The 18074-nt window shown below is 51.7% G+C and carries 19 protein-coding genes and 1 pseudogene; 10 read left to right on the top strand and 10 right to left on the bottom strand.

Translation table 11 applies throughout. From position 1 onward, the window contains the following. From OB13_RS01570 to OB13_RS01580, 3 genes and pseudogenes are all read right to left on the bottom strand, one after another. A pseudogene (locus tag OB13_RS01570) lies at positions 1–240 on the bottom strand (pseudouridine synthase); the annotation flags it as partial. Positions 241–328: 88 nt separating this feature from the next. Next, the gene (gene scpB / locus OB13_RS01575) at positions 329–889 is read right to left on the bottom strand and encodes an SMC-Scp complex subunit ScpB (RefSeq protein WP_461488389.1); all 561 of its coding nucleotides are present in this window, start codon (positions 887–889) and stop codon (positions 329–331) included. A 12-nt stretch (positions 890–901) separates the two neighbouring features. Then, entirely contained in the window at positions 902–1291 is a 390-nt protein-coding gene (locus tag OB13_RS01580) for a TraR/DksA family transcriptional regulator (RefSeq protein WP_461488390.1), read from the bottom strand. Positions 1292–1644: 353 nt separating this feature from the next. On the opposite strand from OB13_RS01580, the gene OB13_RS01585 reads away from it, so the two are divergent. Further along, on the top strand, positions 1645–2241 hold the full coding sequence (locus OB13_RS01585; RefSeq protein WP_461488391.1) for a DUF3575 domain-containing protein: 597 nt from the start codon (positions 1645–1647) through the stop codon (positions 2239–2241). A gap of 64 nt (positions 2242–2305) precedes the next feature. Here OB13_RS01585 and ribH read toward each other — a convergent pair whose 3' ends face one another. The 3 genes from ribH to pdhA form a co-directional block, all read right to left on the bottom strand. After that, a complete protein-coding gene (gene ribH / locus OB13_RS01590; RefSeq protein WP_461488392.1) occupies positions 2306–2782 on the bottom strand; it encodes a 6,7-dimethyl-8-ribityllumazine synthase in 477 nt (158 codons plus the stop codon). A 148-nt stretch (positions 2783–2930) separates the two neighbouring features. Beyond that, positions 2931–3644, bottom strand: coding sequence for a tetratricopeptide repeat protein (locus OB13_RS01595; protein WP_461488393.1), 714 nt, complete (start codon positions 3642–3644; stop codon positions 2931–2933). Positions 3645–3761: 117 nt separating this feature from the next. Further along, positions 3762–4808, bottom strand: coding sequence for a pyruvate dehydrogenase (acetyl-transferring) E1 component subunit alpha (pdhA, locus tag OB13_RS01600; protein ID WP_461488394.1), 1047 nt, complete (start codon positions 4806–4808; stop codon positions 3762–3764). A gap of 132 nt (positions 4809–4940) precedes the next feature. Here pdhA and recF point away from each other — a divergent pair, with 132 nt between their 5' ends. From recF to OB13_RS01630, 6 genes are all read left to right on the top strand, one after another. Beyond that, positions 4941–6047, top strand: a complete 1107-nt coding sequence (gene recF / locus OB13_RS01605; protein ID WP_461488395.1) for a DNA replication/repair protein RecF — start codon at positions 4941–4943, stop codon at positions 6045–6047. Between the two features lie 364 nt (positions 6048–6411). Next, complete coding sequence (gene sigZ, locus OB13_RS01610; protein ID WP_461488396.1) at positions 6412–6957, top strand: RNA polymerase sigma factor SigZ; 546 nt, start codon at positions 6412–6414, stop codon at positions 6955–6957. A 270-nt stretch (positions 6958–7227) separates the two neighbouring features. After that, positions 7228–7551, top strand: a complete 324-nt coding sequence (locus OB13_RS01615) for a DciA family protein (RefSeq protein ID WP_461488397.1) — start codon at positions 7228–7230, stop codon at positions 7549–7551. A gap of 30 nt (positions 7552–7581) precedes the next feature. Beyond that, positions 7582–8232: a hypothetical protein gene (locus OB13_RS01620; protein ID WP_461488398.1), complete on the top strand. Its 651-nt coding sequence runs from the start codon at positions 7582–7584 to the stop codon at positions 8230–8232. Between the two features lie 53 nt (positions 8233–8285). Beyond that, entirely contained in the window at positions 8286–8843 is a 558-nt protein-coding gene (locus tag OB13_RS01625) for an acyl-CoA thioesterase (protein ID WP_461488399.1), read from the top strand. A gap of 78 nt (positions 8844–8921) precedes the next feature. After that, positions 8922–10298, top strand: a complete 1377-nt coding sequence (locus tag OB13_RS01630; RefSeq protein ID WP_461488400.1) for a M28 family metallopeptidase — start codon at positions 8922–8924, stop codon at positions 10296–10298. A gap of 90 nt (positions 10299–10388) precedes the next feature. Here OB13_RS01630 and OB13_RS01635 read toward each other — a convergent pair whose 3' ends face one another. The 3 genes from OB13_RS01635 to OB13_RS01645 all read right to left on the bottom strand — a co-directional run bounded on the left by OB13_RS01635 (position 10389) and on the right by OB13_RS01645 (position 13129). After that, positions 10389–11114, bottom strand: coding sequence for a head GIN domain-containing protein (locus OB13_RS01635; RefSeq protein WP_461488401.1), 726 nt, complete (start codon positions 11112–11114; stop codon positions 10389–10391). A gap of 423 nt (positions 11115–11537) precedes the next feature. After that, positions 11538–12872 carry a rhomboid family intramembrane serine protease gene (locus tag OB13_RS01640; RefSeq protein ID WP_461488402.1) on the bottom strand — a complete coding sequence of 445 codons (1335 nt, stop codon included), beginning with the start codon at positions 12870–12872 and terminating at the stop codon, positions 11538–11540. Between the two features lie 71 nt (positions 12873–12943). Beyond that, entirely contained in the window at positions 12944–13129 is a 186-nt protein-coding gene (locus OB13_RS01645) for a hypothetical protein (RefSeq protein WP_461488403.1), read from the bottom strand. Between the two features lie 178 nt (positions 13130–13307). On the opposite strand from OB13_RS01645, the gene OB13_RS01650 reads away from it, so the two are divergent. The 3 genes from OB13_RS01650 to OB13_RS01660 are packed head-to-tail and all read left to right on the top strand — an operon-like array spanning position 13308 to position 17049. Continuing rightward, on the top strand, positions 13308–14123 hold the full coding sequence (locus tag OB13_RS01650; RefSeq protein WP_461488404.1) for an N-formylglutamate amidohydrolase: 816 nt from the start codon (positions 13308–13310) through the stop codon (positions 14121–14123). Continuing rightward, entirely contained in the window at positions 14120–15964 is a 1845-nt protein-coding gene (locus OB13_RS01655; protein WP_461488405.1) for a flavohemoglobin expression-modulating QEGLA motif protein, read from the top strand. Before OB13_RS01650 ends, OB13_RS01655 begins: the two co-directional genes overlap by 4 nt. A 35-nt stretch (positions 15965–15999) precedes the next feature. Then, positions 16000–17049, top strand: a complete 1050-nt coding sequence (locus OB13_RS01660; protein WP_461488406.1) for a glutathione synthetase — start codon at positions 16000–16002, stop codon at positions 17047–17049. Between the two features lie 571 nt (positions 17050–17620). Here OB13_RS01660 and OB13_RS01665 read toward each other — a convergent pair. Then, a complete protein-coding gene (locus OB13_RS01665; protein WP_461488407.1) occupies positions 17621–18073 on the bottom strand; it encodes a hypothetical protein in 453 nt (150 codons plus the stop codon). Position 18074 lies beyond the last annotated feature (1 nt).

The raw sequence follows: 18074 nt of genomic DNA on the forward strand, positions 1-18074 counted from the left end.
TGGTTTGCGCTCGCCACCTTCTCTGCGGTCGCTGCCATAAGAGCGGCGCTCGCTTCCTTCACTTCTATCGGATCCGTAAGAACGACGCTCTCCGCCTTCTTTTCCTTCTCCTTTATCTCTTCTGTTAAAGATTTTCTTTTCTCCGCGGTCGTTATTGGGTCTGTCAGATGAGTTTCTGTCAGCTTCTTTTCTGCCTGCTCCGTCGTTATCGCGGGCTGGTCTTTCGTTATCTCTTGCCATTTTATTTAAATTAATGATGCAGTATCGCTACTGTACCTTTGTGTGCAGTATGTATGAATAGTATACTAGTATAGCCGGCAGGGGTTTGTTAATCGGCTACTTCGCCTATCATATTTTCTTCTGAGGCGAAGTCTTTTAGTTGCGGGAGGTCCTTGATGTGGTTGATGCCAAAGTAATCCATAAACTTCTGAGACGTACCGTACAACACGGGTCTACCGATCGTCTCGGCTTTACCCTTGATCTCAATAAGTTCTTTTTCGAGTAGTTTATGGATAGCGTAATCGCATCCTACGCCCCGGATCTGCTCTACGGCAGAGCGGGTGATCGGCTGCTTATAGGCAATGATTGCCAGCGTCTCCAGAGAAGACGCTGATAATTTCTTTTTGGATTTATGTTTCAGATACAGGCTAACCGTATCCTGATATTCGGGCTTGGTGAGGAACTGGTAACCGCCCCCGATCGCATATATCTGGAATGCAAAACCTGACTCGGCCAGTTGTACATTAATTTCCTCAACGGCTTCCAGCACATCGCTTACATACACTTCTACACCCAGCGCTTCTGTCAGGCAGCGCTGAATCTCTTCGATGCTTATTGGCGACTGGGCACAGAAAACCAGTGCCTGAATATGATTCTGCAGAATATTCAAGTGCTAAAAATACTAGTCGTTACGCTGAAGCTTCGCCTCAATGGTATGCTGTGTATGCGGCACGGCACGCAATCTCTCCTTCGGAATCAGCTTGCCGGTTACGATGCAAACACCGTAAGTGCCGTTTTTGATGCGTATAAGCGCATTCTCCAACTGCTGCATAAACTTCATCTGGCGGGAAGCCAGCTGGTTCAGGCTTTCTTTCTCTGCGGTATCCGCACCATCTTCCAATACTTTGGTAGGAGAAGCTGTGTTATCTGTACCGGAGTCGTTGCGGCGGCTCAATGTCTCTTTGATAAAAGTCACTTCCTTACGGGCATTGGTCAGTTTTTCAAGGATGATGCTTTCAAATTCTGCCAATTCCTCTTTGGAATACCGTTGTTTTTCGTCGTTTGTATTCATTCTACTATCTTAGAACTGCGTTATAGTTTCTTAAACCTTATGGGTTATAAACCATCCTGCCTGCTGTATGCATTGTTCTTATGCCGCATAACAGCGTCTGGGCTGATTTAGTTTAGTATCAGCTATATTTAACCAAAAACCGAACCACTCTGGAGGCAGTAGTATTGTCTTGGCTAAATTTCGTGCAAAAATAACAGTAATATTTATACTATGCTACCCGGCCTCTCTATTTTAATTTTTATTTTCTTCCCCGCTACTTTCTGCAGATCAGCTGCAAATCTGGAATGGAAGTTGCTAATTTGCAATATGGACTGCCCGTTTTAGCAGCTCACCGTTTAACTCACTAGACTCTGATGAAGAAGAAAATCCTACTCACTTTTGCCGTGGCTGCTTTATCCATGGTTTCATTGCAAACGGCATCCGCACAGGTACAGCAGCCCAAGCGCGCTGTCATCAAGGTAAACGTGCTTAGCCCTTTTGCCCTGACCGGCTCCGGCTTCCTGGAATACGCCGTGACAGACAGAATAAGCGCGCAGCTGGGTGCCTTTACTACCGGCATCTCTGTCTCGGATGTCAAGTTCAAAGGCCATGGCTTTACACCCGAGGTACGCTACTACTTTTCGGATAATAAGACGGCCCCGGCCGGAGCTTATGTAGCCGGCTACGGACGCATCCAGAACTTTAAGCTGACGGTAAAGAACAAGGATGAAGAAGGCAGTGACTATAGCGCCACGTATAAGCCGATCGGCGCCGGTGTGGCCATTGGCAACCAGTGGATCTTTAAAAGCAATATTTCGCTCGATGTATTTTTAGGAGCTGGCTACAATAGCGGCAGCCTGAAGGTAAACACCGGCACAGAAGAAGACTTCGATATGGGTATACTGGGCGATATGATATTAGGCAGCGGCTTCGGTTTAAGGCCCGGTATAACTGTAGGGTATAATTTCTAAACGGCCTATACCTCCCCATACGGGAAAGGCCCTGCTTCTTTTGGAAGCAGGGCCTTTCCTTTTTTTAGAAGCTCAGCATATGAATGGCCGCTGCGGCAGCCTCTACCCCTTTGTTGCCATGCTTGCCACCGGCTCTGTCCAGCGCCTGCTCCAGGTTGTTGGTCGTTACCAGGCCGAAGGATACCGGCTTGTTAAACTTCAGCGACACGTTGGTCAGGCCATTGGCTACTGCGTGGTTGATGTAATCGTCGTGCTTGGTATCGCCTTTGATGACCACACCGATGCAGATCACCGCATCGATCTCTTCCTGCAGTGCCAGGAACTGTGCGCCAAGCGTCAGCTCAAAGCTACCCGGTACGGTGTTCCGGAAGATATTCTCTTTCTTTGCGCCATGCTTGAGCAGCGTCTCAATAGCACCGGCGCAAAGCACATCCGTAATCTCATGGTGCCAGTCCGCCACGACGATCCCAAATCTTTTCTCTGAAATATCTGCAAAGCTTTCTTTCTTGTACTCGTTCAGGTTCTTTAAAGAAGTCGCCATACCTTAAATTGTTGATGGTTAAATTGTTGGTTGTTGGGCTCACAGATTCAAACTGTACCATGTGATGCAGAACAACTTTAAACAAAAAGCGCTTCTGCCGGTAGGACAAAAGCGCTTTTTATGGGTTAGGCTTACGCCCGTTTATACGTTAGTTGTTGCCGCCTGCCAGCATTTCGGCACGGGCCTTGTACTTTTTAGCGTCCGTTACCTCAGCAGAAGCTACAAAATCTTTGATGATCTTGTCATAGGTGGTGGCAGCTGCCTGGAAGTCGTTAGCCGCTTCGTATGCTATACCTGCCTTCATCAGGTAGAGTGGTGAAAAGTACTGGTTGGCATTGTGGTTAGCAGCTTTGGTATACAGGTCTGCTGCTTCCTTGTACTTCCCCTGCTCTGACAGTGCATCTCCTGTTAGGCTATAAGCACGCGCCTGCATCAGGTAGTCGTCCGATTTAAAATCTTCCAGGTGAGATTGTGCCTCAGCAAACTGGCCTTGCTTCAGTAAAGCCACGCCAGCATAGAAGTTCGCCAGGTTACCGGCATCTGTTCCGCTATACTCTTTGGCAATACTCAACAGTCCGTCATACTGACCATCGCCGTTCAGGGCTTTGTTCAGAGAATCTGCCTCGAAATAATACACAGCCTGGAACATCGCTTCCTGCGCTTCCTGGTTCTGCGTGTTGCGATGGTTATAGAATAAAAAACCAGCAACTATTATTGCGGCAATGGCGGCAAACACACCGAGTAGCTTGGTTTTGTTTTTCTTCACAAAGTCCTCCGAATGCACCAGGCGATCTGCCAACACATCCGGATTCTCTACCAGCTCCTCAAATTCGCTGTGTTTTTTTACTGTCTCTTTTGCCATTAGTTTAATTGAAAATAAGAACTCAAAAATAGAAATTAAAAATGATTTGAACCAAATCTACAAGACCAGAACATCAAATTTACATTTTTTAATTCCTAATCCTTAAATATTTAAAATTTAGTCCATTATGTAAGGATAGTCCTTCTCTACATAGATGTCGGTGTACAGCTCGGAAGGATCCGGATACGGAGATTCTTCGGCGAACTTCACAGATTCCATCACCTGCCCCTTGATTTTCTCATCGATTGCGTCCAGTTCTTCTTCTGTAGCCCAACCGTTGTTCAGGATCGTGGCTTTTACAGATTCTATCGAGTCACGGCCTTTGTAGTCTTCCAGTTCCTCTTTTGTTCTGTACTTGGCAGGGTCAGACATCGAGTGTCCTTTGTAACGGTACGTTTTGAACTCCAGCAAAGTAGGGCCTTCACCGGCACGGGCACGCTCAGCGGCTTTCGCCACGGCATTGTGCACGTTCTCTACGCTCATCGCCTCTACCGGCTCAGATGGCATTTCGTACGCATGGCCCAGTTTGTAAAGGTCGTTCACGTTGGAGGTACGCGTTACGGAAGTACCCATCGCGTAGCCGTTGTTCTCGATCACGAAGATCACGGGAAGCTTCCAGGTCATGGCCATGTTCAGCGCTTCGTGGAAAGCACCCTGGCGTACGGCTCCGTCGCCCATGTAGCAGATGCAAAGCTTGCCTGTCTTGTTATATTTCTCTGCGAAAGCGAGACCAGCGCCCAGTGGCACCTGTCCACCCACGATGCCGTGTCCGCCCACGAAGTTTACTTCTTTGTCGAAGATGTGCATGGAGCCGCCCTTGCCTTTGGAGCAGCCGGTCACCTTTGCAAACATTTCGGCCATCACGGCGTTCGGGCTGGTGCCCAGCGCCAGTGGGTGCGCGTGGTCACGGTAAGCCGTAATCCACTTGTCGCCTTTCTCAAGGGCTGTCACAGCACCGGCTACGCAGGCCTCCTGGCCAATGTAGAGGTGGCAGAAGCCTTTTATTTTCTGCTGGCCATACAGCTGGCCTGTTTTTTCTTCAAAGCGGCGAATGAGCTTCATCGACTCATACCACCACATGTAAGTCTCTTTTGAAAATGTTGGCTCAGCCTGTACCTTTGCTTTCTGCGACTTCGCTTTTGCCTTTTCTTTCGTATCAGCCATGGGTATTTGTGTATCGTTATTGTTGTCCGTACAGCATTTTTAGCGAGATTCGGGCCGGAACGGGCGGCAAATCAGGCCTCTGACGGGTTTTAGCATGCGAAATTAAGGAAAAAGAAATCAAAGAAGAAACTAATGCTCCTCGAAAATCTAAGTCTGTTGTTTTTCAAGAACTACGACGAAGCTAACATTAGTTTCTCGCCGCACATCAATTGCTTCATTGGCGACAATGGCAGCGGCAAAACCAACCTGCTCGACGCCATCCATTATCTCTCCATGACCAAGAGTGCGTTCAACAGCTCGGATGCACTGAGTATCAAGCAGGAAGAGGAGTATTTTATGGTCAAAGGGCGGTTTAAGATTGACCAGGAGAAGCATACCGTTATGTGCAGCCTGCGGCAGGGGCAGAAAAAAACGGTGGCCCACAACAAGGTGGTGTATGAGAAGATGAGCGACCACATCGGCCGTTTCCCGGTCGTGCTGATCTCGCCTTACGATACCGACCTGATCCGCGAGGGCAGCGAGGAGCGCCGAAAATACTTCGACAGCCTCATCTCGCAGCTCGACCATACCTACCTGGAGCGGCTCATTCAGTACAACTACATCCTCAAGCAGCGCAACTCCCTGCTCAAGCAGTTTGCCGAGCGCCGCTACTTCGACCGCGACTACCTCCACATCCTCAACGAGCAGTTGACGCCCGTGGGAGAGCAACTGGCGCAGGAGCGCATCACTTTTCTGGAAACGTTCGTTCCGATCTTCCAGAAGCACTACCGCCACATCTCCGACAGCCACGAAGAGGTGACGCTGACCTACAAAAGCCAGCTGCCCGGTGCTGATTTTTCGCAGCTGCTGGCGCAGGCCGAGCGCAAGGACCTGGCCCTGCAGCGCACCACGGTCGGCCCGCACAAAGACGACTTTGTTTTCCTGATGGACGGAAACCCCGTGAAAAGCTTTGGCTCGCAGGGGCAGCAGAAGAGCTATGTAATTGCCCTCAAGCTGGCACACTTCGAAGTGATGGCCGAGCGGCAGCACCACAAACCCCTGCTCCTGCTCGACGACATCTTTGACCGCCTCGACGAGAAACGCATCACCAAACTCATGCAAATGGTCGCCGCCCATGCCTTCGGCCAGATCTTCCTGACCGACACCCACCTCGAACGAACCGATAAAATACTCGAGAACCTGTCCGAACAGATCCGTAGATTTAAAGTAAAGGAAGGGACAGTGCGGTTGATTGGGTAATGGTTGGTTTCAACTTTATCCTTTGGGTTTATGTTATATGAGAGTTGGGTATTTTATCGAACTCCGGGCAGTAAGATTTATATACCTCCGAAACTTTGCATCCTTTTTGAGCTTTCGCAGTCTACATCGCAGATAAATTTAAAAATCAATCTTATGAAGACGATCCTACTGGTAACAGAAGAAGCTGAAATGAAACAGGGAACTTGTATTTGCCCTAACTGTACGTGTGACAATTGCGATTGCGGTGATTGTGCCGCAAGCCAATGCACATGCGACAAGTGCGAATGTGATAACTGCGTAAATTGTTGTTAACAAGGTCTGAAGTCAGGGGAAGTACATTCTCCTGACTTTTAAATGTATACAAATGCAAAAAGACACCTTGACAGTTTGGGAAGGCCTGAAAGACAATCTCTACCGCTTTATTCTGAAAAGAGTCAAGAATCAGGTGGAGGCGGAAGATATTTTACAGGAAGTTTTTATTAAGATTCACCTGAACCTGGACAACCTAACCAATCATGCCAATGTTCAGGCCTGGGCCTATCAAATAACGAGAAACCAGATTGTAGATTTCTATAAGAAAACCAGGCATGCGGTTGAGCTGCAGGATACAACCCTTGAAAAGCTCCCGGAGCCGGAGCGGAAGCTTATGTATTGCTGTTTCGAATCCTTCATCCATGAGCTTCCCCAAAAGTATAGAAAGGTGATCGAGTTGATAAACTTTGAAGGGAAGAAGCAGCAGGAAGTGGCTGAATTGCTGGGGGTTTCGCTTGCCAACACAAAATCGAGGGTACACCGCGCGAAAGAAATGCTGAAAGAGAAATTTGTAACATGCTGCCAGTTTACGCTGGATGACCATGGTAAACTGACAGGGGAGCAGAATTGCCAGCGCTGCGGCTTCGAAACCCAGTAGAAGCAGGCGCCGGTTCATTCACTACAGTCGCTGAAGAAGTATAGCTTGCATATAACCTATAACTCACCAACTTTATCATTACTTTTGCAAAGGCTTTCTGAGCAGAAGTAATACGCCTGCCTGTGAGCATTCGGGAGCTTCACAGCAGCTGTCAGGAGAAGTGTTTGCCTGCCCAAGTTTCGTATTACCAACCCGGAGGAGCAGCTGCATACTGTATAAGCGGAACACGTATTCAAGCATGCATTCACCCACTCATTCAAAATTAAAACCGTGCGCTACTACAAGAAGAAAGAGGAGATTGCGAAGCGAAAGGCAGATGTGCAGACCATCGGCGACAGCATCAAAGGGCTGCTGAAGGCGTACCGGCTACAGGGCAAGCTCAACGAGGTAGACCTGGTGCAGCGTTGGGAGCAGATCATGGGCAAACCCATCGCCCTGAAAACAAAGGAGCTCTATTTCCGGGACCAGAAGCTGTTTGTGCGTCTTACCTCCGCCCCGCTCAAGCATGAACTCAACATGTCGAAAAGCAAGGTGGTGGAACTCCTCAACAAAGCCATGGGCGACGAAGTAGTGAAGGAAGTAGTATTTTTGTAGGCGGTATACCTGATTTGCTGCTTTCCTTTTATGAGAAATCCTGCGTTTTTGATCTCGTTGGTGCTGTGCATGAGCTTTGGTTGTGAGCAAAGCAAACGGGGCCTGACAAAAGCCGATGGCGTTACAATCGAGTCTGCAGAAGCAACCATAACGGATGCACCTGTTACGGCAGTTTCCTCCGAAGCTGAATCCGAAAAACAGACAGCAACTGACAGTACGGCCACTGCGTGCGAGGAAAAAGACGAGGATAACCCTGGCTCCGAAGATCCCATCATTGTCAGAACCTGCACTTACCAGAATTACAGATCGGTGGCCACTGGCATACCCGACTACAAAGGCCGCTACAGCTGGGAGTACACCCTGTACAAGCTGGAAAACGATGCCTATGTGCCGATAAAGAACGAATCCCTGTTCAACGACAAACGAAACAACCTGCTCCGACAGGTAAACCAGCGAATACAGGCTGAGTACCATCTCTTTGCAGACGACCCTAACTTTAACGATTGCTTCACTATGGCAGAGACCATACCTGAGTTTGGATATGAGGATCTGAACATCGGCTTCGCAGACGATCAGCTGGTTTTTCATGCCTCCCTTGGCTTGCCTGAAGTATGCCTCTCAATAGATGGTGCTTCCATTTCGTTTAAGCTTTCGGAGGTGGCTCCGTATTTGCAGCAGTAGCGTACCCCTCCTTTGTCGGCCTCGTATACCTTGCCATAATCGATAAACTGAACATGGCTATACCTGCATTCCAACCTGTCTCCTACTCTCGCACGACCCTCACCGAGCTGATGATCCCGAGCTATGCCAACTTTGGCGGCAAAATTCATGGCGGAATCCTGCTTTCGCTCATGGACAAGGTGGCGTACGCCTGCTCTGCCAAGCATGCCGGCAACTACTGCGTCACTGTCACCGTGGATGGCGTGAATTTCCTGCAGCCCGTGGAGGTAGGCGAACTGGTATCGCTTATGGCCTCGGTCAACTACGTGGGGAATACCTCTTTGATGGTCGGTATAAAAGTCATCGCAGAGAACGTCAAGACAGGTATAGTCAAACATACCAACACCTCCTATTTCACGATGGTGGCCAAAGGCGATGATGACAAGCCCACCACGGTACCCGGCCTGATCCTGCAAAACCGCGACGACGCGCGGCGTTTTCTGGAAGCTATCAAACGCAGGGAACTCTCCAAGCGCTACCAGTCGGAGTTTACGCAGGCCAAGGATAGCCTCACAGTAGAACAGGAATTGCACAAACTGGAAGGCGAACGCTGCACGCTGGCCTATATATAAGTCGGTTTTTCAATCTTCCCTAAAGCTCCCTATATTTAGAATCTCATTCTAATCTAGAGCGCATCTTTTCTAACACAAATGACTTACAAGACGAAACTCACCCGACTGCTGGCTCTTTGCCTGCTGGCAGGGCTATACCTTACCCAGACAGTCGCCGCGCAGGCGCCTTCCACCCACGACGAGGAAATCCAGAAGATGGTGAACGAGGTGTCGGCACAAAACCTGCGGGCGCTGGTGCAGCGGATGGTAGACTTTGAAACACGCCATACCCTGAGCACGACTACCAGCAAAAAAGTAGGCATCGGTGCCGCCCGCGAGTGGGTGAAATCGGAGTTTGAGAACTATGCCAAGGCCTCTGGCGGCCGCATGACCGTAGCGATGGACCGCTATACCGTAAAGGCAGACGGCCGCCGCATCCCGCAGGACGTGGAAATGGCCAACGTGGTCGCTACCCTCAAAGGCACTGACCCGACAGATGACCGCGTGATCATCGTGAGCGGCCACCTCGACTCCCGCGCCACCGACGTGATGGACGCCAAAAGCAAGGCCCCGGGCGCAAACGACGACGCTTCGGGAGTAGCGATTGTGATGGAGATGGCCCGCGTGATGGCGTCGCGCCCGTTCCCGGCCACACTGGTTTTTGTCGCTTTTCAGGGCGAAGAACAGGGGCTGTACGGCTCAAAGCACATGGCTGAGCGCGTGAAGAAAGAAGGCTGGAACCTGGTAGCGGTGCTTAACAACGACATCGTGGGCAATTCCTACTCTGCCGAAACGGGTCTGCATGACAATACCCGGGTGCGCGTGTTCAGCGAGGCCACTCCTTCCAACGAAACAGAAGAGCAGGCCCGCCTGCGCCGTACACTCGGCTCTGAGAACGACGGCCCGAGCCGCAACCTGGCCCGCTACATGAAAATGACCGGCGAAGCTTACGTGGACCAGTTAGAGGTAGTGCTTGGCTATCGCCCGGATCGCTTCCTGCGTGGCGGCGACCACACCCCGTTCAACCAGCAGGGCTTTGCAGCTGTGCGCATGAGCGAAATGAACGAGGACTTTGACCACCAGCACCAGGATGTGCGCAAAGAGAACGGCAAGCAGTACGGCGACCTCATTGAGTTCATGGACTTTGAATACCTGCGCAAAAACACCGCCGTGAACCTGGCCACCATGGCCAACCTGGGCCGGGCGCCGCAGGCTCCGGAGAAAGTGGGCGTGCTGACCTCCAACCTGACCAACAAAACGGATCTGCAGTGGCAGGCTCCTGCCAAAGGCAAAAAGCCTGCCGGTTACTACATCCTGATGCGCGAAACCAACAGCCCTACCTGGGACAAGAAGTTTTTTGTAAAGGACAACAAAGCGACTATCGGCTACTCCAAAGACAACTACTTCTTTGCGGTGCAGGCGGTCGATGCAGAAGGCCATACCAGCCTGCCGGTACTGCCGGTGCCGGTGCGCTAGGTATAGCTATACCTGGTCAGGACGCAAGTCCTATACATAAAAAGGGCTGCCTTTGCGGGCAGCCCTTTTTATGTATAGGACTGTATTCTCTTACATTTTGGATATTTTGGCTGCCGACGACACATCGGAGGTAATGCTTGGGTTGCCTTTGTAGGCTACATTGGAGGCACCGGAAGCGTTGATGTCCAGATTCTCTTTGGCAAACACCCTGACTTTGCTGGCACCGCTTGCCTCTATCTTCACATTCTTTGCTTCCAGCTCTGACGCATCCACGTTGGACGCACCGGACATATCCATCATCACTTCATCGGCGCGACCTGTCAGCTCTACCTTGCTGGCACCGCTCATGTCTGCGTTGAGTTTCTTGGTGCTGATGGCCAGTGTTACCTTAGAGCCTCCGCTCAGGTCCAGGTCAAACGCATCGGCTTTGAAAGTGGAATTGCCTGTTACTTTTACACCGCCACTGATGCTCACTTTGTTCAGTTCCCGCACCGTGATATAGGCCTTCATGCCTTTGTTGGTGGAGATGCTTCCATCGTTGTAGATGTGCAGCACCCCGTTTCTGACTTCTGTTTTGATGTTGCTGAGCAGGTTTTCCTGGGCCTCTACACGCACCCCTTCCTTGCTGCCCTGTGTGAGTTCTACCGCAAAGCCGCCGCTCACGTCGATCCCTTTGAAGCCGGAAACGTCTCTGTTCTGCGATTTGATCTCCCCTTCGCCTTTGATATGGCGCTGGGCCATTGCCGGAAGGTGAGCCAATAAAAGAGCCATTGCCAGCATGGCCAGTGTGATGGTGTAAAACTTGATACTCTTCATAGGTCTGTTTGTTTAAGGTTTCTCTTTCAGGAGGCCGCAAAATTCTTCTTTTAAGCTGCTCTCAACCTAATAGATGTCAGAATTCTGAAATGGTTGCTTGAGGCTTAAAAAATTTATTCCGGCTACCTGCACAGCCCAGGGAGAGGCAGGAGATCTCCGACAATTCGTTTTTAAAGAAACGCTTATACCGCCAGGATTGGGAGTCCGCAGAAGGGAGGGGCTTATGGATGTGAAAAGAAAAGGTATGCCAAGACATGGAGCAGGCTTGCCTTATGCTTCAGATTGAGGGCAACACTACTTCAAAAAGTATTCGGAAGATCAGGACAGTACAAAGCGGCTGTTCCGGAAACAGGTACGCTCAGTTGCGCCAGCTTTCAGCACCATGGGCATACCAGCCGTGCATCGGGGTTACTAAGCCGCTACCTACTGCCCGTTTTTATTTCCTCTCAGTTGATTCATTTCTTCCACGGAGGTACTGATCGCCTGCATAACCTCTTGTTGCTTTGGGTTCATCCAGGGCTGTTTGGCCTGCAAGTCATCCCGCATCATCTCATAGGACTTTTTGCGCAGCCGGGCGTAGTGCAGCATGGTCTCCACCTCTTTTGCCTCCTGCGCCTTCAGATCGGGCAGCTCCCCGAGTGCCGCCAACTCCGCTATACCTGCATGCCATATGGCTATACCTTGCTCCAGCTCATCTGTATACCTGTCGGCCCCTTCGCCATAGCCGGCTGCCAGCATGTCCTCCAGCACCACCAGCGCCTCCTGCTCCTTTTCTTCAAACCGCAGCATGGTACTCAGGTATTTGGCATGCGTAGCAGGTATCTGAACATACAAAGCCGTGAAAGCAACCAGCACCACGGCTACCGTCAGGGCATTGCCCAGGCTGCTGTAGCGCTGCGTGATATACCTGCCGGAGCGAAGCAGCAAAACAGCCCCAAACACGATGCCCATTACCAGCCCGCCGGTATGCGCCGCATTGTCGATGCCGCTTTGCAGGCCAAACACCAGGTTAAAGGCGATCACGCCCAGCATGTTCAACACCATCCCTTTCTTCTCCTGCCAGCTCATCTTGCGCTCCAGCAGCACCACCGTCATGAACATACCAAACATCCCGAAGATCGCACCCGAAGCACCGGCGCTTATCCGCATCTGGTCCCACCACAGGCTGCCCAGGCTGCCGGCCAGCCCGCAGAGCACGTAGGCCAGGGCAAACTGTTTTTTGCCGACCAACGACTCCAGCACGCCCCCGATACTGACCAGGGCATACATGTTTACCAGCAGGTGCAGCACCCCAATGTGCAGGAACATGCTGCTGAAGAGGCGCCACCATTCCCCGGTAAGGGTATAAGGTCCAAAGTTTGCCCCTACTGCAATCATGTCCTGCCACGCAGGAGACAGCACATGCACGCCGGATAAGGTTACTACAATAAAAATGAGGATGTTGAGGTTGATCAGGACGGGGGTCACGACATACTGCTGCCGTGGCACAAACAGCATGCCGAAGTTCCGGAGTTTTTCGGGAAAGGAGGTGGCTTCCGGCGCCTCGGCAGCGGTATCAGACGGCTGCTGTTGCAAGGTATAGGCGTGCAGCACTTCCTGCTTTATCTGTTCCAGATCCGGAACGGCAAGGTTTCTTCTTTCTACTTCTTCAATTACGGCAAGTATGGCTCCTGGCTCATAGCTGGCGCGTTCTTTTAATAGCTGGAGCAGTTTCTCATCCTCTTTCTCAGAGGCAACTGCTGCATATGTGTTTTCCATCTGCTTTTTGTACTCCAGGTAAAGTTAAGGATTGCCCTTTACAAACCAAGAATACAATGCATCCGGCTACGCTATACCTCTTTCTCCTGTATAAGTTGGGAGCTGCCCAGCAAACCGGCCACCAGTCCGCCGCCAAACAAAGAGCCCAGCATCAGCAGGTTCCCGCCGGTGAGGGCATCACAGCGCAGGTACTGCATCAGCACGGCCAGCAGAAAGATTGCGATCACGTAACCTGTATTCTTATAAAATTGCCACATAGGCCAGAAGGTTTATAGAAAAATTCTTATATAGAGCTATACAGGGTATAACACCAGATTGTTACGGTATTTTAAAAGTATAAATTACATGCTTTTCTACAAACTTTTCAGGCAGGAATGTTGGGGCCGATGGAAAACCTTAAGCCGCCCGGGCAGGTAAAACCTATCAAAAAAACCTATGCCCCACACTTCGCCAGAAAAGCCATACTATCACATAAAGCAAGGTAAAAGCCCGCTTATTGCCACTGCCATCCATGACGGGCACACCGTACGTGACAACATCCGCAGCCTCTTTTCCTTACCGGAAAAGGAAAGGTTACGGGAAGAAGACCCCTTTACGGCTACCTGGACAGGTATAACCGACAACCGGGTAATTGGTTTGAACTCCCGCTTTGAAATGGACCTGAACCGCTCCCGCGAGAAGGCCATCTACCGCAAACCCGAAGATGCCTGGGGACTGCATGTCTGGAAGGAAGAGCTCCCGGAAGAACTCGTCCGGGAATCACTGGCGCGGTACGACCGCTTTTACGAAGAGGTAAAACAACTGTTGCAACAGGTGCAGGAGCAACATGGCTGCTTTGTGGTGTACGACCTGCATACCTACAACCACAGGCGCCAGGGAGCCGATGGCCCGGAGGCGGATCCGGCAGAAAACCCCGAGGTGAACCTGGGCACCGGCAACATGAACCGGGAGCTGTGGGCGCCGGTAGTGGACGCTTTTACCCGAAGCATGCAAAGCTACAACTACCAGGGCCGGCGCCTGGATGTGCGCGAAAATGTTAAATTCGAAGGAGGGCATTTTATGCGCTGGATCCACGATACCTTTCCTGACAGCGCCTGCGTGATCTCCATTGAATTTAAAAAATTCTTCATGGACGAGTGGACAGGCAAACCAGACGAAAACCAGCTGAAAGAAATTGAAAAGGCGCTTCAAAGCACACTAGAACCCGTACTGGCGGCACGTGCCCAGGTATGCCAAAAGCTGCTGACATGACCGATACCCTATCCGATAGTTTCACCAAAAGCATTGTCAAAAGCCTGAAACGCGGCAAGCAGGTACGCCGGCGCCTGCCCGAAGGTGGGCTGGTGCACATCGACCGGCCTCTTCCTTTTCTGGTCCTGTTCCGACACCCGGCCCATGCACCCGACCATGCCACCGCGGATTTTGTCAAGGCATCGGCCTCCTACATCATTGCGCGGGAAGAACAGACACCCGAACTCCGGCTCCTGATCCGGGAGATCGTCAAGGCCATGACAGCGGAGTTCGGGGCATTTATGTTGCTGGAGGTATTTGCAGCACCGGATAGTACGGCAGCTGACGGCCCCACCTTCCGGGTGCTGGGCCCGGAACTGGCATTGCCTGCCACTACCCAGGCGCTGGTAAATGAGCTGAAAGGTATACGCATCAGTGACAGGCCTGCTACGGTGGCCACGGCATCCAACCAGGCCCTGCTGGCGGGCCCCAACAGCCTGCTTAGCGAGGAAGAGCTAAAGCAGTTGAGCTGCCTGATGCTGGGTCTGGAGATACAACCGATTTACCGGGCGGGTGCCACCGTATACCCCTTACTCCTCCGGACATTGCGAACCATGGTATCCAATGCGATCAAGAAAGCCGTTTTCGATTTTGTGCGGGTGCAGACCACGCACCAGCCCCAGCACTTCCAGGCCCTTGGCCGGCAGGCAGTGGTGCCCGCGGTCTGGCGCATCGACAAGCAACTGACTGCCATCAGCGATCAATTCCGTTTTCTGCTGCTTGTTACGCCCATCAACTCCGAAGAGGCCTGGCAGGAGTTCCGGAAAAACAAGTTCAAACAGGACCCTACCTTCCAGTACCGCCTGATGCCGGTGGATGCCGACCTGCTCAAGCGGGAGCTTTACAACATTCCCATAGAGAAAGTAGAAGACCCTACCCTGGCTTTCCTGTTCCGCGACAAGCGCCACGAGCTGGATAAAACCCTGAGCATGCTGGCCGACCGTAACACGCCCCACTTTTTATACAGCAGCCTGCAACTGTTCGGGGATGTGGACGAGCAACTGCTGAAAGTGGCAGAAGGTATACTGGCCGCCATACCTGAACCAACCCGGGATCCGAACACCCTGCTGATACCGGTTGCTGAATTTGCCGCCCTAGCCGAGCAGGAGATCGCTTTTCTCCGGAGCCAGCACCCAGGCGTAGACTCCGGTGTGGACGTCCGCAAGGATGTGGTGGGCCTGATCGTATCCAAAGGCAGGCTCAACATCGGTACGGATGCCAAAATACCCCGCAGCCGGGCCGAGGCGCTCATTCAGCATGAAGTTGGGACACACATCCTCACCTACTTCAATGGCAAAGCCCAGCCCCTGCAGCAACTCTATGTGGGCGTGCCGGGCTATGAGGAACTGCAGGAAGGGCTGGCCGTACTGAGCGAATACCTGGTGGGTGGGCTGGACCAGGACAGGCTGCGAACGCTGGCTGCCCGTGTCATTGCCGTACACCACCTCACCAAAGGCTGCAGCTTTACTGACAACTTCTGCCGGCTTAAAGAGGCTTATAAGTTTGATGACGAAACCGCTTTTGGCATTGCCATGCGTGTGCACCGCGGCGGCGGCCTGACGAAAGATGCCGTATACCTGCGTGGCCTCGTGCACCTGCTGCGCTACCTGAAAGAAGGCAACGAACTGGAGCCGCTCCTGATCGGGAAGATCCGGCAGGAGTACATCCCCATCGTGCAGGAACTGATCTACCGCCAGGTGTTGCGGCCTGCTCCCATCAAGCCCCGCTACCTGCTGGATCCTGCCGTAAAGCCAAAGCTTGAAAAACTAAAAGCCGGGATATCAGTATTTAACCTACTGTAACCTAAAAACCGACACTCACTTAGCACCCACCCCACATGACGATAGGATTTGTAGTAAACGACGTAAATACAGAAAAAGCAACCCATACCACCATCTTCCTGGCACAACGCATGCACAACCTGGGCCACACCGTGCTGCTGATGGGCGTGGGCGATCTCGCCTATTACCCCAACGGCTATATGGGCGCTACCGCAGCAATGGCGGACACCAAGCATAAGTATAAGTCCCCGGCCACCTACCTGGAGGCGATACAAGGAGAAAAAGCCAAAAAAACGGTTATTACGGCCCCGGAACTGGATGTGCTGATGCTCCGCAACGATCCTTCTTCTGAAGGCGAAGGCAGGAGCTGGGCCCAGAATGCCGGCATCATTTTCGGGCAGCTGGCCCTGCGCCACGGGGTGATCGTACTCAACGACCCGACCTCGCTCTCGGATGCCGTGAACAAGATGTACTTTCAGCACTTCCCGGAAGCGGTTCGCCCCCGCACCCTCATTACACGTGACAAGGAAGAGATCAAGGAGTTCTTTAACGAGCAGAAAAACAACATCATTCTCAAGCCCCTGCAGGGTTCGGGTGGCTCAGGTGTTTTCCTGGTAAAGAAGAACGACGCCACCAACCTGAACCAGATCGTGGAAGCCATCAGCCGCGACGGGTACGTGATCGCGCAGGAATACCTCCCGCAAGCCACCGAAGGCGATGTGCGTCTCTTTGTAGTGAACGGCGAAGCCCTGCAGCACAATGGCAAGTACTGCGCTATGCGCCGCGTGAACAGCAAAGACGACATCCGCAGCAACATACACGTGGGAGGCACCGCTGTGGCCGCCAAAGTAGACCAGACCATGCTGGACCTGGTAGAACTGGTGCGCCCCAAGTTGATTCAGGACGGGATGTTCATGGTCGGGCTGGATATTGTAGGCGACAAGCTGATGGAGATCAATGTGTTCAGCCCCGGCGGTATGCCGACTGCCAGTGAGCTTGAAGGAGCGGACTTTTCTATTCCGGTAATTGAGGCGCTGGAGCGCAAGGTACACTACAAGAAAACGTATGGCGGGCAGATCGACAACAAAACCGTGGCCATGATCTAGTACATTCAGCCCGGTTCGGGTTCCTGTTTAGTTGGGAGGCAAGCGAAGCGGCGGCACGGCATCAGAGCCACCGCTTTGCTTGCCTCTTGCTTTTGGACGCCTTGTTGCCTGCGGGGCCGCAAAAGCACCGGCTTTTCAGGTATAGCCGGTATTCCGTGACGTATCACAGGTAGGTTCGTTTGGCAGAAGTGCCGCAAAATCCGAAGGGCAGGACAGGTTTTCTCACTGCTACAGTCAGTGAAATTAAATTTAATAACCAGACAATCAGGAAGATACAAAAAGTACAAAAAAATTCATGTGCTTTCCTTTGTTTTGGAAAAACATAAATGTAGTTTTGCACCCGAATTAAGGGTAGTAGAGAATTGGAAAAGCTAATATGGGGACATATTTTCAGCTACACAACATTTCCTTTATTTTTTTTGAAAAATAATTTTCCGCCAATAGCGCGGAGAAGCAGAAAGTGGCATAGAAACTGCATCAGCAGGTATAAAGATAAGGTTAGTTAAAGTTTAGATTAGTTTGTTTTAAGGTGAGAGAAGGCCCCAGCCATTTTGGCGGGGCTTTTCTCATTTCAGGCGTACAGCAAATAGGCCACAGCAATGCTTACAGGTATGGCAGCCAGTATGATCTTGACTACATAGCCGGCTCCCCGGGTGCCCGCCCGCCAGGAGAGGCTTCTTCGGAAAGTATAGCGCAGGCTGGTAACCAATGCGATCAGGGCCAGCGCGCCCAGCACCAGGTGGATGGCCAGAATGACCGTATCGAAAGCGGTTTCCTGCTGCAGAATATGCTGGGCAACATACCCGTTCCAGTAGAGCAAGGCCAGCAGGCTTACCAGGGATACCAGCGCCCCGGCGCGCATACTGAACAAGGTGAGCCAGGAAGCGACAGCAAAAAGTGCCACTGCCCCCGCCAGCCCCAACGCCCGATAGAAAGAGGCATACTCCGCCGACAAATCCGAATAGAGCAGGATCAGGAGCGCATGGGCAAAACCCGTCAGAAAGAAAAGCAAATAACGCGTCATA

This window comes from Pontibacter sp. HJ8 (genome assembly GCF_054824225.1).